Consider the following 12,876-nt stretch of genomic DNA (forward strand, 5'->3'; position numbering starts at 1 on the left):
GCCATCATCCTCATCCTCGTCGTCGGCATCGCCATCGACCTCCTCATCTTCAGCCCCGCCGAACGCCGGGTCCTGCGCAGCCGCGGCCTCCTGGTCAAGGGCTGAACTCCCCTTCCCCACCGGCCCGTCCGGCAACAGCACCGGCTCCGCGGAGGCATCGCCTCCGCCGGAGCCGGTGCTGTTTTCCGCTGCGGCGCGGCCGTGTTCGCATCGTGGCCGTCACGTGGTCCACGTTGTGGTCACCGTGGTGGCGGATCTTGTCCTCAAGCCTGCGAAATCGCAGGTCAGAGCCGTACGAACGAGTCATCAGGTGGCGCAATACTGCGGCAACACCACGGGTGGCACCGGCCCGGTACGTTCGTTTCATGCCCGCCGAACCCGCCCCCGCCGCCCGCCCGGTGGCCGCCGCGCGCCGTCGCCGGCTGCGTGCGGACCAGGCCCGGCAACTCGCCGACCTGCTGCGCCATCAGATCCTGGCGGGCGGTTTCCCGGGCGGTGTCCTGCCCCTGGAGGACGCCATCGCCGCCGACTACCGGGCCAGCCGCAACACCGTCCGCCAGGCCCTGGACCTGCTGCGCGGTGAGCAGCTCGTCGACCGGCAGCCCGGGGTCGGCACGGTGGTGGTCTGCGAGAAGTACCCGCACGGCCTGGACCGCCTCCAGGGCCTGGCCGAGACCCTGCACGAGCACGGCCGGGTCACCAACGAGGTCCGCACCGTGGGGCCGGTGACCGCGCCGGGTCCGGTGGCGCACCGGTTGGGGCTGCCCGAGCACAGCGACGTGCTCTGCATCGAGCGGCTGCGCCGCCTGAACGGGCTGCCGCTCTCCCTCGACCTGTCGTACCTCCCCATGGACCTGGGCGGTGAACTCCTCGGCTGCGACCTGGAGAACACGGACGTGTTCCGGCTGCTGGAGTCGCTGACCGGAAGTCCGCTGGGCCACGCCGAGATCACCTTGGAGGCCGTCAACGCCGACGCGCACTCCGCCGCCGTCCTCCAGGCCCCGCGCGGCGCCGCCGTCCTGATGCTGGAACGGCTGACCCGTCTGCCCGACGGACGGCCGGTGGACCTGGAGTTCATCCGGTTCCGCGGCGACCGCATCACCATGAGCGGCCTGCTGCGCCGCTCGCTCTGAACACTCCCCCTTCCTCCGGTTCCCCGCCCTTCCGGGCCCTTGGAGACAGCCATGCCCCTGGTTCCCCAGCGTGCCGACGTGCCCGTGACCATCGACGAGTCCAAGTGCATCGACGGCTGCACGCTCTGCGTCGACATGTGTCCCCTCGACTCGCTCGCGATCCGCGAGGACAACGGCAAGGCGTACATGCACGTGGACGAGTGCTGGTACTGCGGCCCGTGCGCGGCGCGCTGTCCCACCGGCGCGGTCACCGTCAACATGCCCTACCTGCTCCGGTGAAAGGCCCCCTCCCCATGCGTCGCAGAATCCTCTCCCCTGCCGTACCGATCGCCCTGCTCCTGCCCCTGGCCACCGCCTGCGGCGGGGGCGAGGGGGAGGCGGGCGGCTCGCCGAAGACGGTCACGGTGACCGTCGGCTACCAGTCCAAGACCATCAACACCGTCACCGCGGGCACCCTGCTGCGCTCCCTCGGCTACTTCGAGGAGGAGCTGGCGGCGCGCGGCAGGAAGGAGGGCGTGACGTACAAGGTCGACTGGCAGGACTACGCGACCGGCGCGCCCATCACCGCGCAGATGACCGCGGGCAAGGTCGACATCGGTTCGATGGGTGACTTCCCGCTGCTGCTCAACGCCGCCAAGGGCAGGGAACTGAAGCAGCCGACCGCGCTGGTCGCGGTCACCGGTTACAACCTGCGCGGTGGCCTGAACACGGTGGTGACCGCGCCGGACTCGAAGCTGGAGTCGCTGGCCGACCTGAGCGGCAAGAAGGTGTCCACGAGCGTGGGATCGGCCGCCGACGGGACCCTCATCCGGGCCCTGCAGCGCGCCGGGATCGACCCGGAGAAGGGCATCCAGAAGCTCAACCAGCAGCCCAGTGTGGGGGCTTCGGCCCTGCAGGCGGGCAGTGCGGACGCGCTGTCGCAGTTCGTGGCCTGGCCCGGCCAGCTGGCCTTCGAGGGCCGGGCGAAGGCCCTGTACGACGGGGCCGAGCTGAACCTCCCGACCTTCCACGGGGTCACCGTCCGGCAGAAGTTCGCCGGCGAGAGGCCGGGCGTGCTCGACGACTTCTTGAAGGCGCAGCGCCGGGCGACCGACTACCTGCGGACGAGCCCGGTGGCGGCGGCCGAGTCGGTCGCGAAGGAGACCGGGCTGCCGGCCGAGGTGGTCTACCTCTACAACGGAGCGAACGGCATCGCCACCTTCGACCCGGAGCTCCGCCCGGAGCTGATCGCGGCGCTGAAGGAGGACGTCCCCGTGCTCAAGGCGGCCGGTCTGGTGGGCGACGTGGACGTGGACGCCTTCGTCGATCCGGCGCCGCTGAAGCGGGCCGCGCAGGCCCCGGCGTACCCGTTGGCAGCCGCGGCCAAGGCGGAGCTGTGGCTGAAGGGCCGGAACTCCACGCTCTCCTTCGACAGCCCCAAGGAGCTGCTGAAGGCCGCCAAGGGCGCCGACGTGCGGGCCGCGTACGTGCCGGACGCCCTGACCGGCACCCTCTGGTACGCCGACAAGGCGGTGTGGGTGGCCGACGGCACCGAGCTGCTCGCCTTCGTCACCCCGGCCAACGCGAAGCGGTACGTCGACGGTCACGCAGGGGCGCGCGTCATCGGTTACGCGGACGCCGTGGGCCTCGCCTCATGAGCGGGAGCCGCTGGCTGCTCCGGGTGGCCTCGCTGGCCGCGGCCCTCGGGCTGTGGCAGCTGCTGACCTCCCTGGACGTCAACCTGTGGCTGCGGTTCGAGCAGTTCCCGACGGTCGGCGAGGTGTCCTCCGCCTTCTCCGACCGGCTCGTCACCGGCCCGTACTGGCAGGACCTGGGCCACAGCCTGCGTCGGATCGTGGTGGGCTTCGTGCTGGCCGCGGTGCTGGGTGTGGCCGTCGGCACGGCGATCGCCCGGTCCCGTTGGGCGGCCGATCTGCTGGGTCCGCTGGTGGAGGTGGCCCGGCCGGTGCCGGCCATCGCCTTGGTCCCGGTCGCCATCCTGCTCCTGCCGACGAACGAGCAGGGCATCGTGTTCATCACCTTCACCGCCGCCTTCTTCCCGGTGGTGGTGTCGACCCGGCACGCGGTCCGGGCCCTCACCCCGGTGTGGGAGGAAGCCGTGCTGACCATGGGCGGCGGCCGGCTGCGGGTGCTGTTCTCGGTGGTGCTGCCCGGCGCCCTGCCGGGCGTCTTCGGTGGCCTCTCGGTGGGCATCGGCGTCGCGTGGATCTGCGTGATCTCCGCAGAGATGATCTCGGGCGAGTACGGGGTGGGCTACCGCACCTGGCAGTCGTACACCGTCCTCGACTACCCGGGGGTCTTCGTCGGCATGGCCACCATCGGCGCCCTGGGGTGGATCACCTCGACCGCGGTGGAACTGCTGGGCCGCCGCGCCACCGCCTGGCTGCCCCGCCCGGCCGCACGGGGAGCCGTCCCGGCAAGGCACCACCTGGCGCTCCGCGTAACCGGCCGCGCCGGCGCTCCCGTAAGCACGGGCACCGAGCCCGCCACGCCCGACCCGGCCGTCACCGCCGTCCCCCGGAAGGAACCGGTCCCATGAGCAGCACCACCGTCCTGCCCGCCGCTCCCCCGCAGACCGGGGCGGCACTGGCACTGGAGGACGTACTCCTCGGACACGCGGACGGCGCGCCTCTGCCGGGCGAGGTCACGCTGAGGATCGCGCCGGGGGAGCTGCTGGCCGTGGTCGGGCCCTCCGGCTGCGGGAAATCCACCCTGCTGCGCACCCTCGCCGGCCTGCTGCCCCCGCTGGGCGGGCAGGTCACCCAGGACGGCGATCCGATCACCGGGCCCGCCGCCGACCGGGCGCTGGTCTTCCAGGACGACGCGCTGCTGCCGTGGCGCACCGTCCGCGCGAACGTGGAACTGCCCCTGGCGATCCGCGGGGTCCCCCGGGCCGAACGGCGGCGGTGCGCGGACGAGTGGCTGGAGCGGGTCGGCCTGGCCGGGCACGCCGGCAAACTGCCGCACCGGCTGTCGGGCGGGCAGCGGCAGCGCGTCCAGCTGGCCCGGGCGCTGGCGGGCCGGCCCCGCGCCGTCCTGATGGACGAACCCTTCGGCGCGCTGGACGCGCACACCCGCGCGGGGATGCAGGACCTGCTGGTGGACATCCTGCGGGGCACGGGCGCGACCGTCGTCTTCGTCACCCACGACGTGGACGAGGCGCTCCACCTCGGCGACCGGGTCGCCCTGCTCGGCTCCGGTCTGGTGCTGGACGTACCGCATCCGCGCGACCGCGCCGCGCAGCACGCCCCGGACACGGCCGAACTGCGCCGGCGCATCCTCGAAACCCTCTGAAAGGCACCTCCCGTGGAGACCCTGGTGGACACTCCCCTCACCGTTCCCGCTCTCGCCGACGCGACCGAACTCTCCTGCGACGTCCTCGTCATCGGCGGCGGTACGGCCGGCACAATGGCCGCGCTGACCGCGGCCGGACGCGGCGCCCGGGTGCTGCTGTTGGAGAAGGCCCACGTACGGCACTCCGGCGCGCTCGCCATGGGCATGGACGGGGTCAACAACGCGGTGATCCCGGGCCGGGCCGAGCCCGACGACTACGTCGCCGAGATCACCCGCGCCAACGACGGCGTCGTCGACCAGTCCACCGTCCGGCAGACGGCGACCCGCGGTTTCGCGATGGTGCGGCGCCTGGAGTCGTACGGGGTGAAGTTCGAGAAGGACGAGCACGGCGAGTACGCGGTGCGCCAGGTGCACCGGTCGGGTTCGTACGTGCTGCCGATGCCGGAGGGCAAGGACGTCAAGAAGGTCCTCTACCGGCAGTTGCGGCGGCGCGAGATGCGGGAGCGGATCCGCATCGAGAACCGGGTCATGCCGGTGCGGGTCCTCACGCATCCGGAGGACGGACGGGCCATCGGCGCCGCCGGTTTCAACACCCGCACCGGGGAGTTCGTCGTCGTCCGGGCGGGCGCGGTGATCCTGGCCACCGGGCCGTGCGGCCGGCTGGGGTTGCCGGCCTCCGGCTACCTGTACGGGACGTACGAGAACCCGACGAACGCGGGCGACGGCTACTCGATGGCCTATCACGCGGGGGCCGCGCTCACCGGGATCGAGTGCTTCCAGATCAATCCGCTGATCAAGGACTACAACGGGCCGGCCTGCGCGTACGTCGCCAATCCGTTCGGCGGCTACCAGGTGAACCGGCACGGCGAGCGGTTCGTGGAGTCGGACTACTGGTCGGGGCAGATGATGGCCGAGTTCGCCGCCGAACTCGCCTCCGACCGGGCCCCGGTGTACCTCAAGCTCAGTCATCTGCCGGAGGAGACCGTCAGCGCGGTCGAGTCGATCCTGCACACCACGGAACGGCCCACCCGGGGCACCTTCCACGAGGGCCGCGGCCACGACTACCGCACCCATGACATCGAGATGCACATCTCGGAGATCGGGCTGTGCGGCGGCCACTCCGCCTCGGGCGTACGGGTCGACGCGCACGCCCGCACGACCGTGCCCCGCCTCTACGCGGCCGGTGACCTGGCCTGCGTACCGCACAACTACATGATCGGCGCGTTCGTCTACGGCGATCTGGCCGGCGAGGACGCGGCGCGGTACCGGGCGTACGACGGTGATCTGCCCGGCGACCAGGTGGCGGCGGCCCACGAACTCGTCTACCGGCCGTTGCGCCATCCGGACGGGCCGCCGCAGCCGCAGGTGGAGTACAAGCTGCGGCGGTTCGTCAACGACTACGTGGCGCCGCCCAAGTCGGGGGCGAAGCTGTCCCTGGCGGTGGAGGCGTTCACCCGCATGTCGCGGGAGATCGCCGGGATGGGTGCCCGTACCGCGCACGAGCTGATGCGGTGCGCCGAGGTCGGCTTCATCCGGGACTGCGCGGAGATGGCCGCCCGGGCCTCGCTGGCCCGCACCGAGTCCCGGTGGGGTCTGTACCACGAGCGCCTCGACCACGCGGAGCGCGATGACACGGGCTGGCTGCACCACCTCGACCTGCGCAAGTCGGCCACCGGGGCTATGGAGTTCACGGCGCGCCCGGTGGAGCCGTACTCGGTTCCGGTGCCGGAGTTCACGCCGGCGCCGGGACCGGAGCGGCCGCTGGGCGAGGTCGCGCTGGTTCCGGTGGCCACGGCCGGCCCGAGGGACGCCGCCCCGGCGGCCCGGCCCGCCGGGGACCTGCCCGCGGGGCTCCCTGAGGAGGAGTCCGCGGCCGCGCGGTCCTCCGCGCCGAGCCCCGCCCTGCTGCGCCTGCTCGCCCTCGCCGAGGAATCACCCGACCTGGAGGCGTTCCGTCCCTACCTGGAGGACGCCGATCCCGCGGTGCGGGCGGCGGCCGTGGCCGCCCTCGGCGAGACCGTGCCCGCCGGCGCGGGCCCCGCGCTGGCCGCACGCCTGCGGGACGACGCGTCCCGGGTCCGGTCGGCCGCCGCGGCCGCGCTGCGCGAGCTCGTCGAGGTGCTCCCGGCCGGGCCGGAGCTGGGGGCGGGGCTGCGGGCGGCGCTGGACGTAGCCGACCCCGCCGTCCGGGCGGCCTCGCTCGACGTGCTGCGCGCACTGCGGCTGGGCGACGCCGGGATCTACGCCGTCGCGCTCGCCGACGCCGACATCGAGGTCCGCACCACCGCCGTGCGCGCCCTGGTGTCGGTCGACGCGGTGGCGGAACTGGCGGTGGCCGCCGGGGACCGGGCCCGCGAGGTCCGGGTCGCGGTGGCGCGCGGCCTCGCGGCGGTGCACGCCCCGGCCCCGGCGCCGCTCGACCCGCTGCTGGGCGACCCCGACCCGCTGGTGCGGGGCGCGGCCCTGCGCGCACTGGCCGAGACCGGTTGCCCACCCCCGTACGCCGCACGGGCCGCCGAGGCCCTGCGCGACCCCGCGTGGCAGGTCCGGGCGGGTGCGGCGGCGGCCCTGCGGGCGGCGCCGCCCTCGGAGGCGGTTCCCGCCCTGGCCGGAACCCTGGCCGACCCGAACGCGGACGTCCGCAAGGCCGCGGTGCTCTCGCTCCTCGCGCACCGAGGCGTCCCCGAGGCCCGTACCGCCCTGGCCACGGCCACCGCCGACCCCGACGCCGACGTACGCGCCTACGCGTCCCGGGCCGCCTCCTGACCGGGGCCCGGCCGCGGCGGGGCGTGCGCCCGGACTGCGCCCGCCGCCGCGCGGAACTAGGCTGATCGGGTGAGAGGGAGGTGGCGCCCGATGTCCGCACCTCACCCGGACCCGGCACCCCGTGCGGCCCGATCCCGCCGCAGGGCCGCCGCCGGCGTCTGCCTGTTGGTCCTCGCCGGTCCGGCCGTGGGTGCGGGGGTCGCCCGGGCCGATGACAACGGCATCGCCGACCAGAGCGCCCAGGCCATCGCGGACGCCACGCGCAAGGCGATGTCCGGGGTCACGTCCATGCGCATGGCGGCCAAGGTGACGGAGAAGTCCGGCACGACCTCACTGGACCTCCGGTTCGACGAGGGCGGCAACTGCGTCGGCACGGTCACGCCTCCGGGCAACGTGGGCTCGGCCGCCATCATCAAGCGCGGCAAGGACGTGTGGCTGAAGCTCGACGACGCCCTCCTGCGGTCCCAGGTACCCGCCGCCGCGGCCAATGACGCGATCGCGCTCATCAACGGCCGCTATCTGCACGGCACCACGGGCAGCCTCCTGCTGCGCGACTTCGCCGACTTCTGCGACCTGGACTTCTTCAAGAGCGAGCTCTCCTCGAAGCCGGTGAACGAGCAACTGACCAAGGGGCCGCGGACCTCCGTCGACGGGCAGCCGGCCATCACGGTCACGAGCAGGCAGAACGGCAGGACGGGCACCTACCAGGTCTCCACCGAGGACGAGCCGTACCTGCTGCGGGTCAAGGGCACCGAGGCGTCCGGCGAGCGGATCGAGGCGACGTTCTCCGATTTCGACAAGACCGTACCGGCCAAGGCTCCCGCACCGTCCGACTCGGTCGACCTGTCACAGCTCCAGTAACCCGTAACCCGGTCCGGGGTCAAGGACGTTGTGCGCCGGTTGCCGTCGAATGCAAGGGGCACTGATCGGCCGATCGCGGCCTTCTGATAATTCTTCAAGACATGAACATGATCACCCGTCGGCACGCCCTGGCCATCGCCGCCGGCACTGTCACCGCTGCCGGCCTGACCACCGCGTGCGACTCCTCCGCCAAGGGGGACAAGCCGGCTTCCGGCGCTTCCGGCGCCGCGGGGGCGTCCGGCAAGCCCCTCGCCCTGCCCACCGGCACCATCGACGAGACCTTCGAGGGCCGTCGCATCCAGATCAGCTTCGACGGGGGCGGCGGCCACCACTCCCCCGGCATGCCCACGATCAAGATCGACGGCAAAGAGCTGCACCTGATGCGCAATGCAGACAACACCTGGGTCACCCTCGTCAACCACTACGAGACGTTCCCCGATCCCATTTCGGCCGCGCGAGCCGCCGTCCGCGAACTCCAAGGTGCCGGTCTGGTCGCCTTCAATCCCAAGAAGGCAGGCCCGATCAAGTGACCGTCCGCAAGAGCGCCTCCACGCTGACCGCCGACGAGAAGCGCGCCTTCACCAACGCGGTGCTGGAACTGAAGCGCAACGGCATCTACGACCAGTTCGTCGACGTCCACAACTGGTTCCTCACGGAGGACAACGACTTCGGCGACCGGATCGCCCACCGGGGTCCTTCCTTCCTGCCCTGGCACCGCCGCTTCCTGCTCGACTTCGAACTGCACCTGCAGCGGGTGGACCCGAAGGTCTCCCTCCCGTACTGGGACTGGACCGTGGACCGCTCCCCCACGTCCCCGCTGTGGGCCGCGGACTTCATGGGCGGCATCACCCGGGCCCGTGACGGGCAGGTCCTCGACGGGCCCTTCGCCGCCTCGGGGGGCAAGTGGCCCATCACCGTGGGGGTGGACTCCCGCCAGTACCTGCGGCGCAACCTCGGTTCGGGCACGCCCCAGCTGCCGACCAAGGACGAGGTCAAATCCATCCTCGCCATGCCGGAGTACGACGTGGCGCCCTTCAACAGCGCCTCGAACGGCTTCCGCAACAACCTGGAGGGCTGGCGCGGGATCAACATCCACAACCGGGTCCACGTGTGGGTGGGTGGCCAGATGACCAGCGCCGCCTCCCCCAACGACCCGGTGTTCTGGCTGCACCACGCCTTCATCGACATGCTGTGGGCGGAGTGGCAGGTCCGGAACCCGAAGTCGACCTATGTGCCGGCCGTCCCGACGGCCAACGTCGTCGACCTGCACTCCGTCATGAGCCCGTGGACCGACGTGACGCCGGCCGACATGCTCGACCACCGGAAGTTCTACACCTTCGACACCGAGGGCAAGCGGTAGGAACGGCAACACCGGACAGGGCGCCCGCACGCGCCCGGTCCGGTGAACCGTTCCCCCTACCGGCGGCTGATCAGACCGCCGGTGGCATCAGACCGCCGGTGGCATCAGACGGCCGGCGGCACGACCGGCTGCGACTGGGTGCCGCAGTGGATGCCGCCACCGCCGCGCGCGATCTCGTCGATGTTCAGCTGGACGACGTTCCGGCCGGGGTAGGAGGCCTGCAGGATGGCGTAGGCCACGCCGTCCGCGTAGCCGTCGCCGAACTGCGGGGCGATGACCGCGCCGTTGACGGTGTAGTAGTTGGTGTAGCTGGACAGGAACTCCGGCTCGTCCTTCACGCGGATGTTCTTGCGGTCCGGGCCGGGGAGTTCGGTGATGGCCAGCGGGCGCCCCTTGGCGTCGGTGGCGCTCTGCAGGGCCCGCTTGGTCTCCTCGTAGACCGCGACCCACTTGGGGTCGGTCTGCGGGCCGGGCTTGTCGAGCATGACCTTGCCGGGCTCGATGAAGCGGGCGAGGCAGTCGATGTGGCAGTCGGTGATGTCCTGCCCGGCGATGCCCGGCACCCAGATCACCTTGTCGATGCCCAGCGAGGACTTCAGGTCCTGCTCGACCTGGTCCTGGCTCTTGCCGGGGTTGCGGTTGGCGTTGACCAGCGAGCTGACCGTGGCCAGCAGGGTTCCCTCGCCGTCGGTCTCCAGCGAACCGCCCTCGCCCACGAACGGCGCCCGGATGCGGTTGACGCCGTAGTCGTACAGCAGCGTCGCGGCCGCCGCGGCGTCGTTGGCGAAGGGCTGGGCGTACTTCGTACCGGTCTTCCCCCAGCCGTTGAAGTTGGTGTCCACGCCCGCGATCGCACCGGGCGCCACGACGAAGGTGGGGCCGAAGTCGCGGATCCACAGGTCGTCGTTGGGTATCTCGACGACCGTGATGCCGTAGTAGGCGCCGGCCCCGCACTCGTACCGGGCGTCGGCGGCCTGTCCGGGCCTGGCCAGCATCACGACGGGCTCGTACCGCGAGATCGCGTCGGCGACGGTCGCGATGTGCCGGCGCACCCCTCCGAGCCGGGTCGACCAGACCGAGGAGAGCGCCGGCCAGGCCATGAAGGTGCGGACGTGGCGACCGGCCTCGTCGGGCATCCGCAGCGTGGCGGAGCCGCCGGGGGCCGTGGCCGCCCGGGCGACCGACGGGAGGGCGGAACCGAGGGCCGCGAGCGGCAGGGCGGCCGCGCCGTACTGGAGCAACCTGCGTCGGGACGTGCCTTGCGTGTCCATGGGACTCCCTCGAAAAAAAGAGACATCGGCAGGGGATGCACTACGCATCCTGACCTGAACTGAAAATTCAGTCAATAGAAAGTGGAGCAATGTGCTCCGGATTTCGGAGTCCGGAGTGACGGTGGGCAGAGGCGGGACGGACCGGGGTGCGACCGGCCGCTTCTGCCCACCGAAAGGTGCCTGGAGCGTGCGACGGCCGTTACGGGACCGGCTGCTGCTGGGTGACGCAGTGGATGCCGCCGCCGCCGGCGCCCAGGTAGTCGGTGTTCAGCTGGACGACGGTCCGGCCCGGGAAGAGCCGGCCGAGGGCGGCCTTCGCCGCGGCGTCGGCGGAGGTGTCGCCGAACTGGGAGGAGATCACCGCCCCGTTGCACACGTAGTAGTTGGCGTAGGCCGCGACGAAGTTCGGGTCGGCCGAGCGGATCTTGTAGTAGTCGGGTCCCTGGAGCTTGGTGACCGCCATGGGGGTGCCGGTCGCCGTCGTGGACGTGGACAGGATCTGGTACTGCCGGCGCGCGTCCATGGCGTAGGCGTCGGTGTCCGTCGCCAGCGGCATCTGGACCACCCCGCTGCCCGGCGCGAGGAACCGGGACGTGGCGTCGACGTGGTCGTCGGTGATGTCCTGGCCGACCACTCCGTCGAACCAGATGACCTTGGACGCACCGTACGCGGAACACATCGCGGCCTCGATCTGCGCCTGCGACATCCCGGGGTTCCGGTTGCGGTTGATGATGCTGCTCCGGGTCGCCATGAGGGTGCCGGCGCCGTCCTGTTCGATGGCACCGCCCTCACCCACCAGGTTGGCGTAGGTGATCGGGACGCCCGCGTAGGCCGCGATCTTCCCGGCCACCAGCGCGTCCTTGGCGTGCGTCTGCCGGTTGCCCCAGCCGTTGAAGTTCAGGCCGACCGCGTCGAGGCCGCCGGCGCCGTTCGTCCGGAAGACGGGCCCGGTGTCGCGCATCCAGCAGTCGTCGACCGGGATGGACGTGATCACCGTGACGGTCGACCCGCACATCGAGCGCGCCGTGGCAGCGCTCGCGGGGTTGGCGCACATGATGACCGGCTCGTACTTCGCGATCGTCTTGGCGATCAGCGCGATGTTGCCCTGGACACCGCCGAGCTTGCTCCGCCAGATCGAGGTGCTGTCCGGCCAGGCCATCCAGGTCCGCGTGTGGCGCACGTCCTCCGCGGGCACCGCGAAGGCGCCCGCCGCCGCGGGGGCCGCTCCGAAGCGGGACGCCGCCCGGGCCGCCCCCTCGGACGTCGCCAGTGCGGCACCGGCCGCGGCGAGGGCCGCCGCCGTCAGGAACCCGCGCCGACCGAGGGCTCCGCCGGCCGGCGGCCTCCCTGCTGCGTGATCGTTCATGTCCGCCTCCTGTGTCAACTGCCCACGGGATCCCCGTGGTTGGCCGGAAAGCTATTCCTGACCGAGCGCTCGGTCAATATTCTTGGCAGTATTTCTCGCAACCGGCCGGCCCGTTGACGAGGGCGATCTTGCGGGGTGCGGGGAAACGCCCAGGTGGCGCTCCGTCACTGGTTAGAGTTGCGCCATGGCAGCCCCTCCGAAGGAACCGCGGACTCCCGTGTCCGTCCCCGTCCGAGCAGGACGGACCCGCGTCTCGGCCAAGGGGGAACAGACGCGCGCACGGTTGATCGCGGCCGCGCGGACGCTCCTGGGCGGCGAGATGAGCGAGCGGTTCACGACACGCAACGTGGCTGCCCTGTGCGGGGTGTCGCACGGCATGTGCCACTACCACTTCGCGGACCGCACGGACCTCATCCTGGCGGTGATCGACGACATCCGTCCGGAGTGGATCTCCCCGATGGAGGAGACCGTCGACGCCCCGGGAACCTTCGCCGAGCGCGCGGAACGGGTGGTCCTGCTGCTGACCCGGGGCGAGAGCCCCGACCTGTCCCACCTCCATTCCGCGCTGCACTGGCACGCGCTGAACGACGAACGCGTCCGGGTGAGCCTGGAGGCGGAGTACCGCAGGTGGCGTGCGTGTTTCGGCCGCCTCTTCCAGGTGCTGGCGGACGAACGCGACGGCGTCGACCCGCGCCCCCTCGGCGAGGCGGTGGCCGCCGCCGTGGACGGACTGGCCGCCATCCAGTCGCTCGACGCCGAGGTCGACGCCGAGTCCGTCTTCCGTACGTTGATCTTCACGCTCGCCGCGGGAGCCTGAGGCGGCCG

The 12,876-nt window shown here is 71.9% G+C and carries 12 protein-coding genes and 1 pseudogene; 11 read left to right on the forward strand and 2 right to left on the reverse strand.

The genetic code is table 11. From position 1 onward, the window contains the following. From ACFYZL_RS21335 to ACFYZL_RS21380, 10 genes and pseudogenes are all read left to right on the forward strand, one after another. A pseudogene (locus ACFYZL_RS21335) lies at positions 1-105 on the forward strand (ABC transporter permease); the annotation flags it as partial. A gap of 260 nt (positions 106-365) precedes the next feature. Next, complete coding sequence (locus ACFYZL_RS21340; protein WP_384743530.1) at positions 366-1,133, forward strand: GntR family transcriptional regulator; 768 nt, start codon at positions 366-368, stop codon at positions 1,131-1,133. Between the two features lie 51 nt (positions 1,134-1,184). Further along, positions 1,185-1,412, forward strand: coding sequence for a ferredoxin family protein (locus ACFYZL_RS21345; RefSeq protein ID WP_125741086.1), 228 nt, complete (start codon positions 1,185-1,187; stop codon positions 1,410-1,412). A gap of 14 nt (positions 1,413-1,426) precedes the next feature. Continuing rightward, on the forward strand, positions 1,427-2,770 hold the full coding sequence (locus ACFYZL_RS21350) for an ABC transporter substrate-binding protein (protein WP_384743533.1): 1,344 nt from the start codon (positions 1,427-1,429) through the stop codon (positions 2,768-2,770). Next, positions 2,767-3,672, forward strand: a complete 906-nt coding sequence (locus ACFYZL_RS21355; RefSeq protein ID WP_384743535.1) for an ABC transporter permease — start codon at positions 2,767-2,769, stop codon at positions 3,670-3,672. The genes ACFYZL_RS21350 and ACFYZL_RS21355 overlap by 4 nt, the downstream gene beginning before the upstream one ends. Further along, a complete protein-coding gene (locus ACFYZL_RS21360; protein WP_388680896.1) occupies positions 3,669-4,427 on the forward strand; it encodes an ABC transporter ATP-binding protein in 759 nt (252 codons plus the stop codon). Before ACFYZL_RS21355 ends, ACFYZL_RS21360 begins: the two co-directional genes overlap by 4 nt. A 24-nt stretch (positions 4,428-4,451) precedes the next feature. After that, the gene (locus ACFYZL_RS21365) at positions 4,452-7,193 is read left to right on the forward strand and encodes a fumarate reductase/succinate dehydrogenase flavoprotein subunit (RefSeq protein ID WP_388680899.1); all 2,742 of its coding nucleotides are present in this window, start codon (positions 4,452-4,454) and stop codon (positions 7,191-7,193) included. A 90-nt stretch (positions 7,194-7,283) separates the two neighbouring features. Then, the gene (locus tag ACFYZL_RS21370) at positions 7,284-8,054 is read left to right on the forward strand and encodes a hypothetical protein (protein WP_388680902.1); all 771 of its coding nucleotides are present in this window, start codon (positions 7,284-7,286) and stop codon (positions 8,052-8,054) included. 101 nt (positions 8,055-8,155) lie between these two features. Next, complete coding sequence (locus ACFYZL_RS21375; RefSeq protein WP_384743545.1) at positions 8,156-8,584, forward strand: tyrosinase family oxidase copper chaperone; 429 nt, start codon at positions 8,156-8,158, stop codon at positions 8,582-8,584. Continuing rightward, the gene (locus ACFYZL_RS21380) at positions 8,581-9,414 is read left to right on the forward strand and encodes a tyrosinase family protein (protein ID WP_388680906.1); all 834 of its coding nucleotides are present in this window, start codon (positions 8,581-8,583) and stop codon (positions 9,412-9,414) included. The genes ACFYZL_RS21375 and ACFYZL_RS21380 overlap by 4 nt, the downstream gene beginning before the upstream one ends. A 104-nt stretch (positions 9,415-9,518) precedes the next feature. On the opposite strand, the gene ACFYZL_RS21385 is transcribed toward ACFYZL_RS21380, so the two are convergent. Then, a complete protein-coding gene (locus tag ACFYZL_RS21385; RefSeq protein ID WP_384743550.1) occupies positions 9,519-10,685 on the reverse strand; it encodes an agmatine deiminase family protein in 1,167 nt (388 codons plus the stop codon). Between the two features lie 199 nt (positions 10,686-10,884). After that, positions 10,885-12,051 (reverse strand): agmatine/peptidylarginine deiminase, encoded by a 1,167-nt coding sequence (locus ACFYZL_RS21390; protein WP_384743553.1) that lies wholly within the window; start codon positions 12,049-12,051, stop codon positions 10,885-10,887. A gap of 184 nt (positions 12,052-12,235) precedes the next feature. Here ACFYZL_RS21390 and ACFYZL_RS21395 point away from each other — a divergent pair, with 184 nt between their 5' ends. Next, on the forward strand, positions 12,236-12,868 hold the full coding sequence (locus ACFYZL_RS21395) for a TetR/AcrR family transcriptional regulator (RefSeq protein WP_384743556.1): 633 nt from the start codon (positions 12,236-12,238) through the stop codon (positions 12,866-12,868). Positions 12,869-12,876 lie beyond the last annotated feature (8 nt).

This window comes from Streptomyces sp. NPDC001717 (genome assembly GCF_042892775.1).
Lineage (GTDB): Bacteria > Actinomycetota > Actinomycetes > Streptomycetales > Streptomycetaceae > Streptomyces.

Bases quoted from the DNA above. Each gene is read 5' to 3' on its own strand.
- ACFYZL_RS21340 (WP_384743530.1), top strand. From the start codon at position 366: ATGCCCGCCGAACCCGCCCCCGCCGCCCGCCCGGTGGCCGCCGCGCGC.
- ACFYZL_RS21345 (WP_125741086.1), top strand. From the start codon at position 1,185: ATGCCCCTGGTTCCCCAGCGTGCCGACGTGCCCGTGACCATCGACGAG.
- ACFYZL_RS21350 (WP_384743533.1), top strand. From the start codon at position 1,427: ATGCGTCGCAGAATCCTCTCCCCTGCCGTACCGATCGCCCTGCTCCTG.
- ACFYZL_RS21355 (WP_384743535.1), top strand. From the start codon at position 2,767: ATGAGCGGGAGCCGCTGGCTGCTCCGGGTGGCCTCGCTGGCCGCGGCC.
- ACFYZL_RS21360 (WP_388680896.1), top strand. From the start codon at position 3,669: ATGAGCAGCACCACCGTCCTGCCCGCCGCTCCCCCGCAGACCGGGGCG.
- ACFYZL_RS21370 (WP_388680902.1), top strand. From the start codon at position 7,284: ATGTCCGCACCTCACCCGGACCCGGCACCCCGTGCGGCCCGATCCCGC.
- ACFYZL_RS21375 (WP_384743545.1), top strand. From the start codon at position 8,156: ATGAACATGATCACCCGTCGGCACGCCCTGGCCATCGCCGCCGGCACT.
- ACFYZL_RS21385 (WP_384743550.1), bottom strand. From the start codon at position 10,685: ATGGACACGCAAGGCACGTCCCGACGCAGGTTGCTCCAGTACGGCGCG.
- ACFYZL_RS21390 (WP_384743553.1), bottom strand. From the start codon at position 12,051: ATGAACGATCACGCAGCAGGGAGGCCGCCGGCCGGCGGAGCCCTCGGT.
- ACFYZL_RS21395 (WP_384743556.1), top strand. From the start codon at position 12,236: ATGGCAGCCCCTCCGAAGGAACCGCGGACTCCCGTGTCCGTCCCCGTC.